The organism is Bacillus sp. V26 (genome assembly GCF_034296245.1).
Classification (GTDB): Bacteria; Bacillota; Bacilli; order Bacillales; family Bacillaceae; genus Bacillus; species Bacillus halotolerans.
In genome coordinates, this window is sequence record NZ_JAXKQF010000002.1 from 35725 (window position 1) to 52780 (window position 17056).

Here is a 17056-nt window from a genome sequence, read left to right on the forward strand (position 1 = left end):
TTTGAAGGGAGAGTTTGCCTCAATTGGAGACTTTGCTAGTCATTTTGCACGTATTTATTCTACTTTTACTTATTATTGGGCTATTTGCCATGCAGAAGAAACATGTTTCTTTTTCAAAACGTGTGTTTACTGCCCTGGGGCTGGGGATCGTTTTTGGATTTGCGCTTCAGCTGATATACGGTCCGACTTCCAACATTGTGGTTCAAACAGCCGACTGGTTTAATATTGCCGGGGGCGGATATGTCAAATTGCTTCAGATGATTGTCATGCCGCTTGTTTTTATTTCCATTCTAGGCGCTTTTACAAAGATGAAGCTGACAAAAAATCTCGGGAAAATCAGCGGTTTGATTATCGGGATTTTGGTTGCGACTACAGCGGTAGCCGCGGCGGTTGGTATTGCGTCCGCCCTTTCCTTTGATCTTCAGGCGATTCAGGTTGACCAAGGAAATACAGAGCTTTCTCGAGGACAGGAGCTTGAACAGAAATCAGAGGAGATGACAGCGAAAACACTGCCGCAGCAAATGATTGAGCTGCTTCCTGGTAATCCGTTTTTGGATTTTACAGGGGCTAGACCGACATCAACGATCGGAGTCGTTATTTTTGCCGCTTTTCTAGGCATTGCATTTCTAGGTGTGAGACGGAAACAGCCGGAACAGGCTGAAACGTTCAAAAAATTGATTGATGCTGTTTACGCCATTGTCATGCGTGTTGTTACTCTCATCTTGAGACTGACGCCTTACGGTGTGTTGGCCATTATGACAAAAACGATTGCGACAAGTGATATTGACAGCATTTTGAAACTGGGTATGTTTGTCATTGCTTCATATGCCGCGTTAATTGCAATGTTTATCATTCACTTGCTTCTGCTGACGATCAGCGGATTAAATCCGGTTGTTTATTTGAAAAAAGCGCTGCCTGTACTCGTGTTTGCATTTACTTCACGATCAAGCGCAGGCGCTTTGCCGCTGAATATTAAAACACAAAGAAGCTTGGGTGTCCCGGAAGGAATTGCGAATTTCGCCGGCTCGTTCGGGCTATCTATCGGCCAAAATGGCTGTGCCGGGATATATCCGGCTATGCTGGCGATGATGATTGCCCCGACAATCGGTCAAAATCCGTTTGATCCGGCGTTTATCATCTCAGTGATCGCGGTTGTTGCTATCAGTTCGTTTGGTGTCGCCGGGGTTGGCGGCGGAGCTACATTCGCAGCGCTGCTCGTTTTATCAGCGTTAAATATGCCTGTCGCGCTCGCCGGTTTATTAATCTCTATCGAACCGTTGATTGATATGGGACGTACTGCGCTGAATGTCAGCGGAAGTATGACATCAGGGCTGATTACCAGCAAAGTTACGAAGGAAATAGATTCTGGTGTATTCCAAGATCGATCCAATGTGATCGAAGCGGAAGAAGCCTAGGCATATTAAAACGTGTAATCCACGGGGGATTACACGTTTTTTTTAACGGCCGGGTTCTAAGTCTTCCAGCATTTCCATTACAGTGTTGTCATCCATTACATTCATTGCGCTTTGTTCGAAATGGATTGGCTCTGCATATTGCTGCTGTCTATTTCTGGCTGTTGTTGTGTCCGTTTGGCGATTATGCTGAGACTGATGCTGTTGAGGGTGGCTTTTCTGCTGGCCTGCATGCTGTTGCTGACGGCCATTTTGCTGACGATTTTGCGATTGATCTTGATTATTTCCGCCAAACGCCTGTTTCATCATACCTCCCACATTAGAAAGATCAAACGACTTATTTTGAGAATTCCGGTTGCTCATTTGACCTGTAATAAACCCGCTGATTTTTTGCCGGATCTGCGGTGATAAAGCAGCAACAAGCACAGTTGAACCGATAACTAAGGCTGTCGGACTGATTCCTTTTCGCTGATTGAACAACGTGATCCCTCCTTTATAAGTGTATTGATATTTTCCCCTCTGATTAGACAAATTAACCGTTTTATTTCCCGGGAAAGCATTTCCGTTATTTTTTCATGCATATTTAGAGCCAATTAGAAAAACCTATAAGTAAAGTGATAAAGGAGGAATTCACATGCTTGGAAAAAAACAAGTCCTTGCGTCCATGCTTCTTATCCCTTTGCTTATGACTGGCTGCAGTATGGCCAATCAGGGTGAGGGCAGACGTGATAATGCAGAGCCAGAAAATGTTAACTACCGCAATCCGGCAAATGATAACGGCACAAGAAATATCAACAATGCAAATGATAGCCGTGACAACGTTGACAATAATATGACGAATAATGGTAATAACAATAACGGTAATGATAACCGTAAGTTGGAAGTTGCTGATGATGCAGCCGATAAAATTACCGATATGAAAGAAGTTAAACACGCGAATGTGATTGTTGCCGGAAATCAAGCTTATGTTGCAGTTGTATTAACAAATGGGAAAAAAGAAGTTGGAAAAGATCTGAAAAAGAAAATTTCCGATAAAGTAAGAGACACTGATAAGAACATGGACAATGTTTATGTTTCTGCAAATCCAGACTTTGTTGATCGGATGCAGGGGTATGGCGAACGGATTCAAAATGGCGATCCGATTGCAGGATTCTTTGATGAATTCAGTCAAACAGTACAACGTGTCTTTCCGCAAGCTGAATAACAGATAAAAAGCCGCATAATTTGTGCGGCTTTTTTCTTTGCAGAAATGACACGCTGTGAACTAAGGCTGCATAGAGTAAAAATAAAAGGTACAAGACGGACCGGCTCAGGGAGGGAGACGTTTGCAGGGTGGCATAGGAAAGCGTGCGGCATCCGCTCTATTCCTGTGCGGAGTCCTTGTGATGCTGGCCGTAAGCTCGGTCATCGTATCAAGCACGATGTATATTCTGTCTTTGCCAGGGCAGACATCTGGGATAACGAAAGAACAAGTGACGAAGCACATGAAGAAAGAGTCATTTAAACAGGCCGATGTTTATTACACTTCTAAGGAAAAATCCTTACTGCCATTAACGAAAGAAACGCTTGAATATGCGGTGAGTATTAATCAGGTCATGCTTGAATATTCGAATCATAAGCCTATTGATATTATTTTTTTTCCTAATGAAAAACAGATGGAGGCTTATTCCGGTTTATTGGATGTTGTGGGCTTTTATTCTGAGCGGGAGCAGCTGATCGGATTATTGCCTGAAGAGAAAAAGCAGCTTTTAGAAGGTGATGATGTAGCGGTTTATCTGTATCAGAGATTATTGATTCATGAGTACACACATCACGCGTTTCATCAGAAATTACGGGAGCTTGAAGCAGATCCTGATGAGTTCCCCTTATGGTTCCATGAAGGATTAAGCGAGTGGATCGCGAACTATGAATTGCTCATAGATCCGATCACGTTTACTGTTGTGCCGTTTGACCGTTTGCAGACAGATCAGAACTGGCAGGAAGCTCGATCGGAATATGAAACCGATGTTTATTTGCAAAGCTTTTATATGATCAATGAGCTGACGGAAACATACGGGAAAGACATTATGTTGGAGATTATAAAGGAAACAGCGAAAAAAGGGGATTTTAAGAAAGGGTTTAAAGCGGCGACGCAGGATAGTCTTGATCAATTTGAAAAAGATTTTACCAGAACGTTTGAAGAAAATGCGGCATTGGATAGTTTCTATCCAATGCCTTTTTTTATTTAATGAAGTCCTTGCTGGCCCATACCGCCTTGAGTCGGAGGCATTTGTCCTTGTGCAGGGGCAAATGAATTTCTCAGTTGTTCCATATCCTGCGCATCAAGCTGCGGAACCTGGTAATAACCATGTTTGTTTTGGTAAAGGAAAATCTCAAAAGCCATTTCGACATACTGCTGAATTTGCGCAGACAGTACACGTCTTACAGCCGGATTTGTCATTTCTAGAGAAGCCATCGTCAGCATAGATGCCTGTGCCTTAACAGCGCAAAGCATTTGGCGGCTGATGATGCTGTCATCAATGTCATTCATGGATTGAACAGGTTTCTTAGGCTGTGCCGGCTGCATACCGTAAACAGTCTGGTTGTCTTCTTTCATCATATAAGTTGCTGTTTTTTGTGAAGGCTCGCTTCCTGTTTTGAAGCACTCTGCCGTTAAGTTATATTGAGATGTAATGAATTGATATTGACGGTCAAGGATGTTTAATAATTCCTGATCCTTACAGAATTGTCTCAGCATCATAAACTGATCTAGCACAGTAAGCGTTCCGGAAAGCACCTCGTGCATATCAAACATTTCATGTCCGCCGTGATTTTGATGCGGTTTGCCTGGTATCCCTTTATTCTGTGATTGCTGCTGAAATTGCTGATCCAAACCGAATTCCTCCTTTTTTTTCAGATCAGCTGTATTTTGTGCTTGTCTGCGGTGTTTTATGCAGCGCCTGACAGGATTTATATGCTGATTGTCGAAGTGATTAGCAAATAAACGAATGATGCAAGATGTAAGGGAGGAAAACTGATGAGGCGTGTTTTACATGTTGTTTTGATCATACTTTTTATTTTCTTGAATGTCATGTCCGCTTATGAAGCTGTAAGAGCTGCTGAGCCAGAACCAATATCGGTTGAAAAAGCGATACAGCAAAAAGAGGGCCGAGCTCTTGTCGAAGGATATACAATCGGCCAAGCTGTTTCACCCCAGCATTACAATCTGACAAGCCCTTTTTCAAATGATTATAACGTTGCTATAGCGGACAGCAAAAACGAGACATCACCCGATCACATTCTTCCCGTGCAAATCCAATCCGCGTTTAGAAGCCAATTCGGACTGCAAACGAACCCGCTGCTTCTTGGGAAAAAGATAGCTGTTCAAGGAGAGCTTGAACATTATTTTAATACGACAGGTCTTAAGAAGGTTCAGTCAATGGTCTTAAAGGATGACGCTGAATCTCCGCCGGCAGCACAGCCTATTACAATACAGGAAGCGCGCGGCCGAATGAATGAACATGTCACGATTAAAGGCGTTGTTACTGCCGATCAGAGCGCAATCGGAGGCGGAAAGCTGTCGACCTTTATGCAGGGTGACACAGGCGGCATCAACATTTATTCGGCAGCACCAGAGAATTTCCCTGAGTTAAAAGAAGGAATGGACATTACGGTGACAGGGAAAATAACGACTTACCAAGGGCTTACTGAAATAGTTCCGGATACATCAGGCATCCGTATTACCCAATCAAATCAGCCTCTCCCTGTCCCTGAATTTTCAACGATCAATGAACTGGTCAATGGCAGCTTGGGTGATCAATATGAAGGGCGTCTTGTAACAGTCAAAGCTTATATTTCTTCTATTCCAAATTCTCAAGCAGGCGGCGGTTACAATGTTACGATGATCGATAATGATCACCACGCAATGACACTGCGTGTTATGAGTGAGACAGGTATCATTGATGAACTGACTGAGGATAAATGGTATGAAATCACTGGCGTGTTGAGCAGATATCAATCCCTTCAGCTTCTTCCGCGAAAATCAGCAGACATGAAGCTGCTTCAAGAGCAGCCTGCCCCGCCGTTTTCAGAAGGCGAATATGAAACTGTGGTTGATCGCGTTGTAGACGGTGATACCATTCATGTCAAAAAACCGATACTTGGCACGGCAAAAATCCGTTTTGTAAATGTAGACACGCCAGAAACATACCACACACCAAAAAATGAAGCGGATGAAAATCAGTTAAGATTTGGAAAGAAAGCCTCTGACTATTTAAAAACTGTTTTGTCTCCAGGAGATCAAATAACGGTAAAAGTCGGCAGCGAAGCCAAGGACAGCTATGGCAGACTTCTTGGACAGGTTGTGACTGAGACAGGGGCAAATGTAAATTTAGAACTCGTGAAAAATGGCTATGCTCCAACATATTTTATTTGGCCTGTTGAAAATGAAGAGGATTATCAGGAATTTCAGGCCGCAGCCGCCAATGCAAAAAAAGAGCAAAAAGGCATTTGGAGTGAAGCGGATCCTCTTATGGAAATGCCGTTTGAATTTAGAGCCAGAGAGCAGGGGAAAGGGCTGACAAGGTATGTGGGAGACTCATCAAACAAGACCTATGTTTCGCCAGCAAACTGGAAGCAGGTGGCTGTGGAAAACAGGATCTTCTTTGCTTCAGCAGCTGAAGCAGAGAGTGCCGGTTACAAGAAAAAGCAAACCTCTCCCCAAGAAAATATACCGCTTAGGATTTTAAGCATGAACGATTTACATGGGAAAATCGATCAGCAATACGAGCTTGATCTTGATGGAGACGGCACTCCAGATGGCACATTCGGACGTATGGACTATGCCGCTGCCTATTTGAAAGAAAAAAAGGCAGAAAAGAAAAACACGCTCACTGTGCACGCAGGGGATATGATCGGGGGCAGTTCGCCCGTATCATCTCTTCTTCAAGATGAACCAACTGTGGAACTGATGGAGGATATCGGATTTGATGTCGGAACTGTGGGCAATCACGAGTTCGATGAAGGTACGGATGAACTCATGAGAATGTTAAAAGGGGGAGATCACCCGAAAGGCACTAGCGGCTATGACGGACAAAACTTTCCGCTTGTGTGCGCCAATTGTAAAATGAAGTCTACCGGAGAACCCTTTTTGCCGGCTTATGACGTTATAAACGTAGAGGGCATACCTGTTGCTTTTATTGGGGTTGTCACACAGTCGGCGGCCGGAATGGTCATGCCTGACGGAATAAAGGATATTGAGTTTACCGATGAAGTACAAGCGGTAAATGACGCTGCCGAAGAGCTGAAGAAAAAAGGCATCAGGGCCATTGCAGTGCTCGCACATATGTCTGCTGAACAAAACGGCACCACAATTACAGGCGAATCCGCTGATCTTGCAAACAAATCAGATTCTGAGATAGACATCATTTTTGCAGCGCATAACCATAAGGTCGTCAATGGTGAAGTGAACGGCAAGCTGATCGTTCAGGCGTTTGAATACGGAAAAGCGATAGGTGTCGTTGATCTGGAAATCAATAAACAGACAAAAGACATCGTCAAAAAATCGGCTGAAATCGAATACGTCGATCAAAGCAAGAAAAAACCTGATGCCAGCGCCTCAGCTATTTTAAGTAAGTATCAGGCCCTTGCTGAACCGATTATCAGCGAAGTAGTCGGTGAGGCGGCTGTTGATATGGAAGGCGGTTATTCTAATGATGGCGACACACCACTTGGGAATTTGATTGCTGATGGCATGAGAGCGGCGTTGAAAACGGATTTTGCGCTAATGAATGGCGGCGGGATACGGGAAGGACTGAAGAAAGGCCCAATTACATGGGGAGATCTTTATAACATTCAGCCGTTTGGAAATGTGCTGACGAAGCTTGAGATTAAAGGAAAAGATTTGCGGGAGATCATCAATGCGCAAATCTCACCGGTTTTCGGCCCTGACTACAGCATAAGCGGGTTTACGTATACGTGGGATAAAGAAACAGGCAAAGCGGTTGATATAAACATGGCAGACGGAACCGAAATCCGGCCGGATGCCACATACACTTTAACCGTCAATAATTTTATGGCGACGGCGACAGGAGCCAAATACCAGCCAATCGGATTGCTTGGGAAACATCCGGTTACAGGGCCTGAGGATTTAGAAGCGACTGTTGAGTATGTAAAAAGCTTTGATAAGCCGATTACATATACAAAAGAAGGCAGAATTAAACTGGCTGAAGACAGTCAGGCTGAAGACCCAGTCACTGAAGACCCGGCAGACAGTCCGGGAACAGATGATCCGGGCAAGGTAAATCCGACACCTGGGGAAGAACAGCCTGAACTAAGAGAGACTCCGGTTACAGCTCCGGTCCATCAGCTGCCGCCTGCAGTCATTTCGACCTTTGAAGAGTTAACAGAGACCAAACAGCCTGCCACTGCTGCCAGCCGTATAAACACACTGCCTTTGCATAAAGAAAGTGAGGAAAGCGGTTCTGATCATAAGCTTCCGGATACGTCAGCAGGATACTACAACTTTATTGTGATCGGCGCAGCGGTCTCACTGTCGGGAACGTATTTATATATCAGAAGGAAAAGGAGTGCCGCTACGACGTGAAAAAATATATTCCTCTTGTGATCATTGTGATCGGTCTTGTGATCACAGGCTACGGGGGCTTTAAACTGATTGATACCAGCATGAAAACAGAGCAGACATTAAAAGAAGCAAAAAAGGCGGCTGAACAGCCGCAGGCCATTGCAGGCACGAAGAAAAACGATAATCAAGCCGAGAAAAAATCGTCGTTTAAGCCGAAGACCGGCCAAGCAAGCGGCATACTGGAAATACCGAAAATCAATGCGGAGCTTCCAATAGTGGAAGGGACCGATGCGGATGATTTAGAAAAGGGTGTAGGGCATTACAAGGACAGCTATTATCCAGATGAAAACGGGCAAATTGTACTGTCAGGACATCGGGACACTGTGTTTCGCCGGACAGGAGAGCTTGAAAAAGGTGACCGGCTCAACATCATCCTTTCATATGGTGATTTCACATATGAAATTGACAAAACAAAAATCGTGGATAAGGATGATATCTCCATTATTACGCTGCAGCACGAAAAGGAAGAGCTCATTCTGACCACCTGCTACCCTTTTTCATACGTCGGGAATGCCCCGAAACGTTATATTATTTACGGAAAACGTATTTCATAAAAAAAGCCGCAGGACAATCCCTGCGGCTTTTTTTCATTATAAATACGTATGGCAAATGCTTTCTATATCAGCGGGAAGAGGTGCTTCGGCAACGACCAGCTCTTCGGTAATCGGATGAACAGCCTGTACCTTTTTGGCATGCAGCGCCTGCCTGTTAAGAAATTGGCTCCCGCCTCCGTAAAGTGTATCCCCCGTAAGCGGATGGCCGATGCTTGCCATATGCACACGGATTTGATGTGTTCTGCCCGTTTCCAGCTCTAATTCAGCAAGCGAGAGCTGTTCTCTCGCATTGATAGCAAGGGTACGGTAATGGGTGACGGCGGCTTGTCCGCCTGGCGAAACCCGCCGTCTTGTCGGGTGTGATCTGTCTCTTCCAATCGGCGAATCGATCTTGCCTTTTTTTGGTTTCAGTTTTCCTTCAACGATTGCGAGATACGTACGCTTCAGCGTTTTTTGCTCTAGCTGCTGGTCTAAGATGGCATGCGCCAGGCGATGCTTGGCGAATACGACAGCGCCTGATGTATCCTGATCAAGACGGTGGACATGGCGCACTTTGATTGTTTCGCCATTGACCTGAAAGTGATATGCGATCAAATTAGCAAGTGTGCCGGTTTGGCCTTCTTCATTGGGATGAGTGGAAATGCCAGCTGGTTTATTGACGATTAACATGTGGCGGTCTTCAAATAAAATATCAAGCTCTCCATACTCAGGTATGACGGAGGACTCTTCGTTTTCCTGAAGATCAATAAACAGGCGGTCACCCTTTTTTACGAGTATGTTGTTTTTGACAGGCTCGTGATTGACCTTTATATTGTGATAAGTCATCCATTCTTGGATAACGGGTTTAGAAGCTTTGAGCTCTGTTTTCAGCACAGAAAACAGCCATTGTCCGTCCTGTTTTTCACTGATTATCAGCTCTAGCCCTTTGCCTTTTTCTTTCATGATCAAATGGCTCCTTTTTTGCGCGAAAGGCCGCTGCTTCTCATAGGAAACACTTACCTTAGCTTTCGCGTTTTTTTCTGTGATATTCTTGAGAAAGACTTTGGATATTCGATGGCAAGAAAGGTGATAGACGTGAGAATCGTGAACGCAGCAACTGAAGAACAGGAAAGCTTTATCAAGGAACTGTCAATGGAGCTTTTCCATCATGTATTTCCTCTTTATTTCTCCGAACTGGACATTCAGCGCTTTAAAAAGAAAGGCGTTCTGTCTTTAAATAACCAATATTACCAAGGAACATTAAAAGAAGCTTTTCAAATTATGGCTTGTCTGCAAATGATACATATTATTCTGACAAAGCCTTCACCGCATGATGACTTGAGTGATCAAGCCATTTTTGATAAAAACAGCAAGATGCTGAATGATTGCGGAGTATATTTTCCGTTTGCTTTATCTGATTTTCAACCGAAAACAAACAATGCCTTTTCGGGTCACAGAAGGCTGATATAATCTCGCAGCAAGAGCTTTTCCGTTTCGAGAAAAGCTCTTTTTGCATCAGAGAAATCATACCACAAAACCTTTCCTGCAACTCCCTTTTTAATCATCCGTTGTCTGAACATACTAATGATTGAAAGGGGTGCTGACCAATGAGTTCAGTTAAACATTCAATGACAACGCAGGTAGCAACCGTTTCTCCGAATCAAACGATTCAGGAAGCGGCTTCTCTGATGAAACAGCATAACGTCGGGGCGGTTCCCGTGGTAGAGCAAGGTGTTTTAAAAGGAATGCTGACTGACCGTGACATTGCATTGAGAACCACAGCTCAAGGCCGAGATGGCCAGACACCCGTTTCAGAAGTGATGTCAACAGACCTCGTATCAGGAAATCCTAATATGAGTCTGGAAGACGCGTCGCATCTGATGGCCCAGCACCAAATCCGCCGCCTTCCTATTGTAGATCAAAACAATCTAGTCGGGATCGTTGCGCTTGGAGACCTGGCTGTCAATCAGATGTCGAACGAGTCTGCTGGAGAAGCGCTGACAAACATTTCTCATCAAAACTTGCATTAATAAGAAAGAGCTTGCAATGTGCAGGCTCTTTCTTCACATAAACCCTTACTTTTTGAAAGCAGAGACGTTTCGGGGTATAGTGTATACATATGTCTCAATTCGGGCCAAAGGAGTTGTACGCAGTGATAAAAGCGTTAATTTTTGATTTTGATGGGCTTATTCTTGATACAGAAACGCATGAATATGAAGTCCTTCAGGAAATTTTTGAGGAACATGGCTCAGTTCTGCCGTTATCCGTTTGGGGGAAGGTTATCGGAACAGCGGCGGGATTTCGGCCATTTGAATACTTAGAAGAGCAGATAGGCAAAAAGCTGAACCATGAAGAGCTGACAAAACTGAGAAGAGACCGGTTTGCAAAACGCATGGAAACAGAAAAAGCGAGACCTGGTGTTGAAGCGTATCTGAATGCGGCAAAGGATTTAGGCTTAAAAGTAGGACTGGCTTCCAGCTCAGATTATAAATGGGTATCCGGCCATTTGAAGCAACTTGGCCTGTTTGACGAATTCGAAGTGATTCAGACAGCTGATGATGTAGAAGAGGTCAAGCCCAATCCCGAGCTGTATTTGTTAGCGGCAAAGAATCTTGGAGTATCGCCGTCGGAATGCCTCGCATTCGAGGATTCCGTCAATGGTTCGATTGCTGCCAAGCGAGCGGGCATGAAGTGTGTGATCGTTCCGAATCAAGTAACAGGCACCTTGATGTTTGAAGAATATGATCACAGGCTCGAATCAATGGCGGAGATGGAGCTCGCCCTATTGTTTGATCATCTGAACGCACAAAACTAGAAAGGAGCGAGTAGATTGTCTGAGAAATTAGATTTGACCCGTTTTGAAAAGAAAATGGTCATCCGTAATATCGAAGAGAAAGATATCGACAACATTATCGACCTTCAAAAGGACTGCTTTCCAGGCATGGAGCCGTGGAAGCGAGAGCATTTAATCAGCCATCTGGAGCATTTTCCGGAAGGGCAGTTTTGTGCAGAATTCGAAGGTGAAATTATCGGTTCGTGCTCAAGCCTCCTGATTAACTTTGATGAATATGATGACCGCCATACGTGGCAGGACATTACAGATGACGGATACATCACCAATCACAATCCGGATGGCTTAAACATGTACGGGATCGAGGTCATGGTGCATCCTGATTACAGACGGATGAAAATCGGCCATCGTTTGTATGAGGCAAGAAAGGATTTGGCAAGACGTTTAAATCTGAAAAGCATCATCATAGGCGGACGGATACCGAACTATCATAAATATGCTGATGAAATGACTGCGAGAGAGTATGTTGAACAGGTAACACGCCATCAAATTTACGATCCTGTCCTTTCTTTTCAGCTGATGAACGGTTTTACCCTGATGCGGATTAACCCGGATTATCTTCCGGATGATACAGCTTCAATCAAATATGCGACGCTCATGGAATGGAATAATGTCGATTATCTGCCTCAGCAGACAAAGCGTTATTATAAATCGGCCTTCCCTGTGAGAATTTGTGTCATTCAATACGAAATGAAAAAAATCTATTCCTTTGAGGAATTTGCGAATCAAGTAGAGTACTATGTCGATGTCGCATCTGACGCGAGATCTGATTTTGCAGTGTTCCCGGAAATTTTCACAACCCAGCTGATGTCCTTCCTTGAGGAACGTTCACCAAGCTTGGCGGTACAGAGAATTACCGAGTATACTGAGGATTACATCAGTCTGTTTACAGACTTGGCTGTTAAGTATAATGTCAACATTATCGGCGGATCTCATTTCGTAGAAGAGGAAGGGAAAATTTATAATATCGCCTACCTGTTCAGACGCGATGGAACGATTGAGAAGCAATATAAACTGCATATTACGCCGAATGAACGCAAATGGTGGGGAATCAGTGCGGGCGACCAGGTGCGTGTGTTTGATACGGACTGCGGGAAAATTGCGATCCAAATTTGCTATGACATTGAGTTTCCTGAGCTTGCCCGCATTGCGGCCGATAAAGGCGCAAAAATTATTTTTACGCCATTTTGTACGGAAGACCGCCAAGGCTACTTGCGTGTCAGATACTGTTCACAGGCAAGAGCGGTCGAAAATCAAATTTATACCGTCATTTCCGGAACGGTTGGAAACCTGCCGCAAACTGAAAATATGGATATCCAATATGCTCAGTCCGGCATCTTTGCCCCTTCTGATTTTGAATTCGCAAGAGACGGCATCGTTGGGGAAACCAACCCGAATATTGAAATGGTCGTCATTGGCGATGTTGACTTAGAAATTCTCAGAAGACAGCGCCAAAACGGAACGGTGCGTCAGCTCAAAGACAGACGCCGCGATATTTATCACATTCACTATAAAAAATAATGCGAAAGCCCGCCTGAATTGGCGGGCTTTTTTTAAAAAAGGCGAAATTGAAACTCTGCCGTGCTTTCTTTAAAATAGATATAAATGTGTACATCGGAAAAGAAGGTGCCTTATGGAGTTTCTGCTTGTTTTAGTTCCCGTTTTCGGAATCTTCGCAATTGGTTATATCGGACAGAAAACACTCGGTTTTGATATTCAGACACTGTCCAAAATGTCCTTATATTTAATGTCTCCTTTTTTGGCTTTTGATACGTTTTATTCAAACGAGCTGACGATGGACTATGTGTATCTGTCTATTTTTGTGCTGGGTCTATGCCTGGTTCTTGTACTGTTGGTCTCCTTTTTATCCTTTTTTCATAGGTATCCGAACCAGATCGCTGTGCCATGATTCTCTCATCAGCCTTTATGAATAACGGCAATTACGGCACGCCTGTCGTACTGCTTGTGTTTGGGACGGCGGGGCTGGATACGGCTGTTGTGTTAATGGTGCTGCAGCAGTTAATTATGAGTACTATCGGCATGTATTACGCTGCAAAGGGCGGTTCGGAGGAAGGGGGATTTAAAACGGTGATGACTCGGGTTATCCGTATGCCTGTGGCGTACGGAGCACTTTTAGGCGCAATACTTCAGCATATGCATATTTCAATCCCTAAAGAGTTAATGACAGGCATTGAACTGGTCGGAAATGCGACGATTCCGACGATCATGATTATTCTTGGCATGCAGCTTGCGCTGATCTCTTTCAGAAATATTGAATACAGAAAAATTTCTTATTCTCTGCTGCTGAAGCTGATGGTATCACCGTTAATTGCGCTGGCCTTCACATTGATTTTGCCTGTGGATGACATGACGAAGCAAATTATGATCCTCGTAGCGGCCATGCCGACCGCTGCCAATACGACCTTAATGGCCGTTCAGTTTAATACAAGGCCCGAAGTCGTTTCCAGTGCCACTTTTATCAGCACAATGCTGAGCATAGTCACTTTGCCGGTCCTGCTTTGGATGCTGCATCCTCTTTCTTCTTGATGAAAGAGGATGTTTTAATTACCCGGCGGTTTATTGACTCCTTTGTCGTCTGGCTTTATATTGAAGTCAGGGAAATCATCACCTAGACATCACATAAGAGAAGGTCTGTTTCAATTTATTTATTGAACGCTAATGAAATGGAGATGATGGGGATGGAAAACATTCAGCAAAATCAGGGATTAAAGCAAAAGGATGAGCAATTCGTGTGGCATGCTATGAAGGGAGCGCATCAAGCGGACAGTCTGTTTGCCCAAAAGGCGGAAGGAGCCTGGGTGACTGATATAGACGGACGCCGCTATCTTGATGCGATGTCCGGTTTGTGGTGCGTTAATATTGGTTACGGCAGAAAAGAGCTTGCGGAGGCTGCCTATGAACAATTAAAGGAACTGCCGTATTACCCGTTAACGCAAAGTCACGCACCTGCGATTCACTTGGCGGAAAAGCTGAATGAGTGGCTTGGCGGCGATTATGTGATTTTCTTTTCCAACAGCGGATCGGAAGCAAATGAAACCGCTTTTAAGATCGCTCGCCAATACCATCTGGAAAACGGCGACCACAGCCGTTATAAATTCATCTCTAGATATAGATCCTATCACGGCAATACGTTGGGAGCGCTCTCTGCCACCGGCCAGGCACAGCGGAAATATAAATATGAACCGTTAAGCCAAGGATTCCTGCACGCCGCCCCGCCTGATGTCTACCGAAATCCTGAAGACGCCGATACGCTAGAGAGCGCAAATGAAATTGACCGCATCATGACATGGGAATTAAGCGAAACGATTGCCGGTGTCATTATGGAGCCCATTATTACTGGCGGAGGCATTTTAATGCCGCCGGACGGATATATGCAGAAAGTGGAGGAAATCTGCCGCCGCCACGGCGCCCTGCTGATTTGTGACGAGGTCATCTGCGGATTTGGGCGGACTGGCGAGCCGTTCGGATTTATGCACTACGGCGTGAAGCCCGATATCATTACAATGGCGAAAGGGATTACAAGCGCGTATCTGCCATTGTCAGCGACCGCGGTTAAACGGGAGATTTTTGAAGCATACCAAGGAGAAGCTCCTTATGACCGTTTCCGCCACGTCAACACATTCGGCGGCAGCCCGGCAGCCTGCGCATTAGCTTTGAAAAACCTGCAAATTATGGAGGATGAACAGCTGATTCAGCGATCCCGCGATCTCGGAGCAAAGCTTTTAGGTGAGCTTCAGTCGTTAAGAGAACACTCTGCAGTAGGAGATGTAAGGGGAAAAGGGCTGCTGGTCGGAATCGAACTTGTCAAAGATAAGCTGACTAAAGAGCCGGCTGGCGCTGACCAAGTGAACCAAGTGGTTGCGGCATGCAAAGAGAAAGGGCTGATCATCGGCAAAAACGGCGATACAGTCGCCGGATATAACAATGTCATTCAGCTCGCCCCGCCATTTTGTCTGACAGAAGAAGACCTTGCATTTATCGTAAAAACGGTGAAGGAAAGCATACTGACGATTTGATACAAAAGTGATTTGTTAAAGGAGCACACTATGAGTTTTCACAACCAGCCTATTTTACCGGCTATTCGTAATATGAAGCAATTTGATGAGTTTTTAAACAGCTCGTTTTCGTACGGCGTGATACTTGATATTCATCTCGGACAATTAAAGGGCGTGATCAGAGAGGCGCAAAAGCACGGGAAGAAGATGATGGTGCATGTCGATTTAATCCAAGGGATCAAACATGATGAATACGGAGCGGAATTTATCTGCCAGGATATCAAGCCAGCGGGGATTATCTCAACAAGATCAAACGTGATTGCAAAAGCGAAGCAGAAGAAAATCTATGCGATCCAGCGTCTGTTTCTGCTTGATACAAGCGCAATGGAAAAAAGCATGGAGTTTGTCGGCAAGCATAAGCCTGACTTCATTGAAGTGCTGCCGGGCATCGTGCCGTCACTTATTCAGGAAATTAAAGAGAAAACAGGTATCCCTATCTTTGCGGGAGGTTTCATCCGCACAGAACAAGATGTAGAACAGGCACTGAAAGCTGGTGCCGTTGCTGTCACCACATCTAACACCAAATTATGGAAAAAATATGAAAACTTTTTGACAGAAAGTGATTGACACCGCTTTCATCCACTGATACAATTGCACTAGGTTAATACAATGTGATGGAGAATCCGGAGACCCACAGCAGCTCTTTACGGTAAAGGTTATACACCCGTAAAGCGGTTTGTTGTGGTTTTTTTATTCTCTATCATACTTCTTAATCGCAACCTTAGGAGGAATTATCTATGACAGCATTTTGGGGAGAACTAATCGGTACGATGCTGCTTGTTATTTTTGGCGCAGGTGTTTGTGCAGGAGTCAATTTGAAGAAATCGCTTTCATATCAATCTGGCTGGATTGTTGTTGTATTTGGATGGGGATTAGGTGTGGCAATGGCCGCTTATGCGGTCGGCGGCATCAGCGGCGCCCATCTCAATCCCGCGTTAACGATAGCATTTGCTTTTGTTGGTGATTTTCCGTGGAAAGAGGTTCCGGTTTACATTGCGGCGCAAATGATCGGAGCAATGATCGGTGCGGTGATTGTTTACCTTCATTACCTGCCGCATTGGAAGTCTACCGATGATCCCGCTGCCAAGCTGGGTGTTTTTTCAACTGGACCCAGCATTCCGCATACGTTTGCAAACGTTTTAAGTGAGGTTATTGGGACATTTGTCCTTGTGCTTGGAATTTTGGCGATTGGGGCAAATGAGTTTACAGAGGGACTTAATCCTTTAATCGTCGGTTTTCTCATCGTTGCTATCGGTATTTCTCTTGGAGGAACTACGGGATATGCAATTAATCCCGCCCGCGACTTAGGTCCGCGGATTGCCCACGCACTTCTGCCGATTCCGGGGAAAGGCTCATCAAACTGGAAGTACGCATGGGTTCCTGTTGCCGGCCCGATTTTGGGCGGATCATTCGGCGGTGTATTTTACAGCGCCGCGTTTCAGGGGCAGATTACAAGCAGTTTCTGGATTGTAAGCGTTGTATTGGTTGTGGTATTGTTAGGACTCTATGGCTATACGAAAAAACATGCAGCTAAAACACTATCAAATTCAAAATATATTTAA

General features: G+C 44.7%; 14 protein-coding genes and 2 pseudogenes. 13 read left to right on the forward strand and 3 right to left on the reverse strand.

Annotated features, from left to right (window positions below; translation table 11 throughout):
- Positions 1-23 precede the first annotated feature (23 nt).
- Positions 24-1415, forward strand: a complete 1392-nt coding sequence (locus UJ203_RS07460) for an L-cystine transporter (RefSeq protein ID WP_248338484.1) — start codon at positions 24-26, stop codon at positions 1413-1415.
- 42 nt (positions 1416-1457) lie between these two features.
- Here the strand turns inward: UJ203_RS07460 and UJ203_RS07465 are convergent, their stop codons facing one another.
- Complete coding sequence (locus tag UJ203_RS07465) at positions 1458-1892, reverse strand: hypothetical protein (protein WP_322009591.1); 435 nt, start codon at positions 1890-1892, stop codon at positions 1458-1460.
- 154 nt (positions 1893-2046) lie between these two features.
- Here UJ203_RS07465 and UJ203_RS07470 point away from each other — a divergent pair, with 154 nt between their 5' ends.
- Both UJ203_RS07470 and UJ203_RS07475 read left to right on the forward strand, forming a co-directional pair.
- Positions 2047-2616: a YhcN/YlaJ family sporulation lipoprotein gene (locus tag UJ203_RS07470; protein ID WP_105955262.1), complete on the forward strand. Its 570-nt coding sequence runs from the start codon at positions 2047-2049 to the stop codon at positions 2614-2616.
- Positions 2617-2737: 121 nt separating this feature from the next.
- Positions 2738-3705 (forward strand): annotated as a pseudogene (locus UJ203_RS07475) (hypothetical protein).
- Here UJ203_RS07475 and UJ203_RS07480 read toward each other — a convergent pair.
- Positions 3637-4284: a spore coat protein gene (locus tag UJ203_RS07480; RefSeq protein ID WP_024120704.1), complete on the reverse strand. Its 648-nt coding sequence runs from the start codon at positions 4282-4284 to the stop codon at positions 3637-3639. The pseudogene UJ203_RS07475 and the gene UJ203_RS07480 sit on opposite strands and share 69 nt — an antisense overlap.
- A 144-nt stretch (positions 4285-4428) precedes the next feature.
- Between UJ203_RS07480 and UJ203_RS07485 the strand changes: the two genes are divergently transcribed.
- Together UJ203_RS07485 and srtA are read left to right on the forward strand one after the other, a co-directional pair.
- A complete protein-coding gene (locus UJ203_RS07485) occupies positions 4429-7995 on the forward strand; it encodes a 5'-nucleotidase C-terminal domain-containing protein (protein ID WP_415859182.1) in 3567 nt (1188 codons plus the stop codon).
- A complete protein-coding gene (gene srtA / locus UJ203_RS07490; RefSeq protein WP_322009595.1) occupies positions 7992-8588 on the forward strand; it encodes a sortase SrtA in 597 nt (198 codons plus the stop codon). Before UJ203_RS07485 ends, srtA begins: the two co-directional genes overlap by 4 nt.
- 36 nt (positions 8589-8624) lie before the next feature.
- Here the strand turns inward: srtA and UJ203_RS07495 are convergent, their stop codons facing one another.
- Positions 8625-9530 (reverse strand): RluA family pseudouridine synthase, encoded by a 906-nt coding sequence (locus UJ203_RS07495; RefSeq protein ID WP_322009597.1) that lies wholly within the window; start codon positions 9528-9530, stop codon positions 8625-8627.
- A gap of 111 nt (positions 9531-9641) precedes the next feature.
- Between UJ203_RS07495 and UJ203_RS07500 the strand changes: the two genes are divergently transcribed.
- The 8 genes and pseudogenes from UJ203_RS07500 (at position 9642) to glpF (ending at position 17056) form a co-directional block, all read left to right on the forward strand.
- Positions 9642-10037 carry a YhcU family protein gene (locus UJ203_RS07500; RefSeq protein ID WP_024120707.1) on the forward strand — a complete coding sequence of 132 codons (396 nt, stop codon included), beginning with the start codon at positions 9642-9644 and terminating at the stop codon, positions 10035-10037.
- A 137-nt stretch (positions 10038-10174) separates the two neighbouring features.
- Positions 10175-10597 (forward strand): CBS domain-containing protein, encoded by a 423-nt coding sequence (locus UJ203_RS07505; RefSeq protein ID WP_024120708.1) that lies wholly within the window; start codon positions 10175-10177, stop codon positions 10595-10597.
- Positions 10598-10719: 122 nt separating this feature from the next.
- Positions 10720-11382: an HAD family hydrolase gene (locus tag UJ203_RS07510; protein WP_322009601.1), complete on the forward strand. Its 663-nt coding sequence runs from the start codon at positions 10720-10722 to the stop codon at positions 11380-11382.
- A 15-nt stretch (positions 11383-11397) separates the two neighbouring features.
- A complete protein-coding gene (locus UJ203_RS07515; RefSeq protein ID WP_024120710.1) occupies positions 11398-12939 on the forward strand; it encodes a bifunctional GNAT family N-acetyltransferase/carbon-nitrogen hydrolase family protein in 1542 nt (513 codons plus the stop codon).
- A 112-nt stretch (positions 12940-13051) separates the two neighbouring features.
- Positions 13052-13965: pseudogene (locus tag UJ203_RS07520) on the forward strand (AEC family transporter).
- A 137-nt stretch (positions 13966-14102) separates the two neighbouring features.
- A complete protein-coding gene (locus tag UJ203_RS07525) occupies positions 14103-15455 on the forward strand; it encodes an aspartate aminotransferase family protein (RefSeq protein WP_322009606.1) in 1353 nt (450 codons plus the stop codon).
- 30 nt (positions 15456-15485) lie between these two features.
- Positions 15486-16061 (forward strand): glycerol uptake operon antiterminator GlpP, encoded by a 576-nt coding sequence (gene glpP, locus UJ203_RS07530; protein ID WP_029441192.1) that lies wholly within the window; start codon positions 15486-15488, stop codon positions 16059-16061.
- 170 nt (positions 16062-16231) lie between these two features.
- Positions 16232-17056: a glycerol uptake facilitator protein GlpF gene (gene glpF, locus UJ203_RS07535; RefSeq protein ID WP_095713748.1), complete on the forward strand. Its 825-nt coding sequence runs from the start codon at positions 16232-16234 to the stop codon at positions 17054-17056.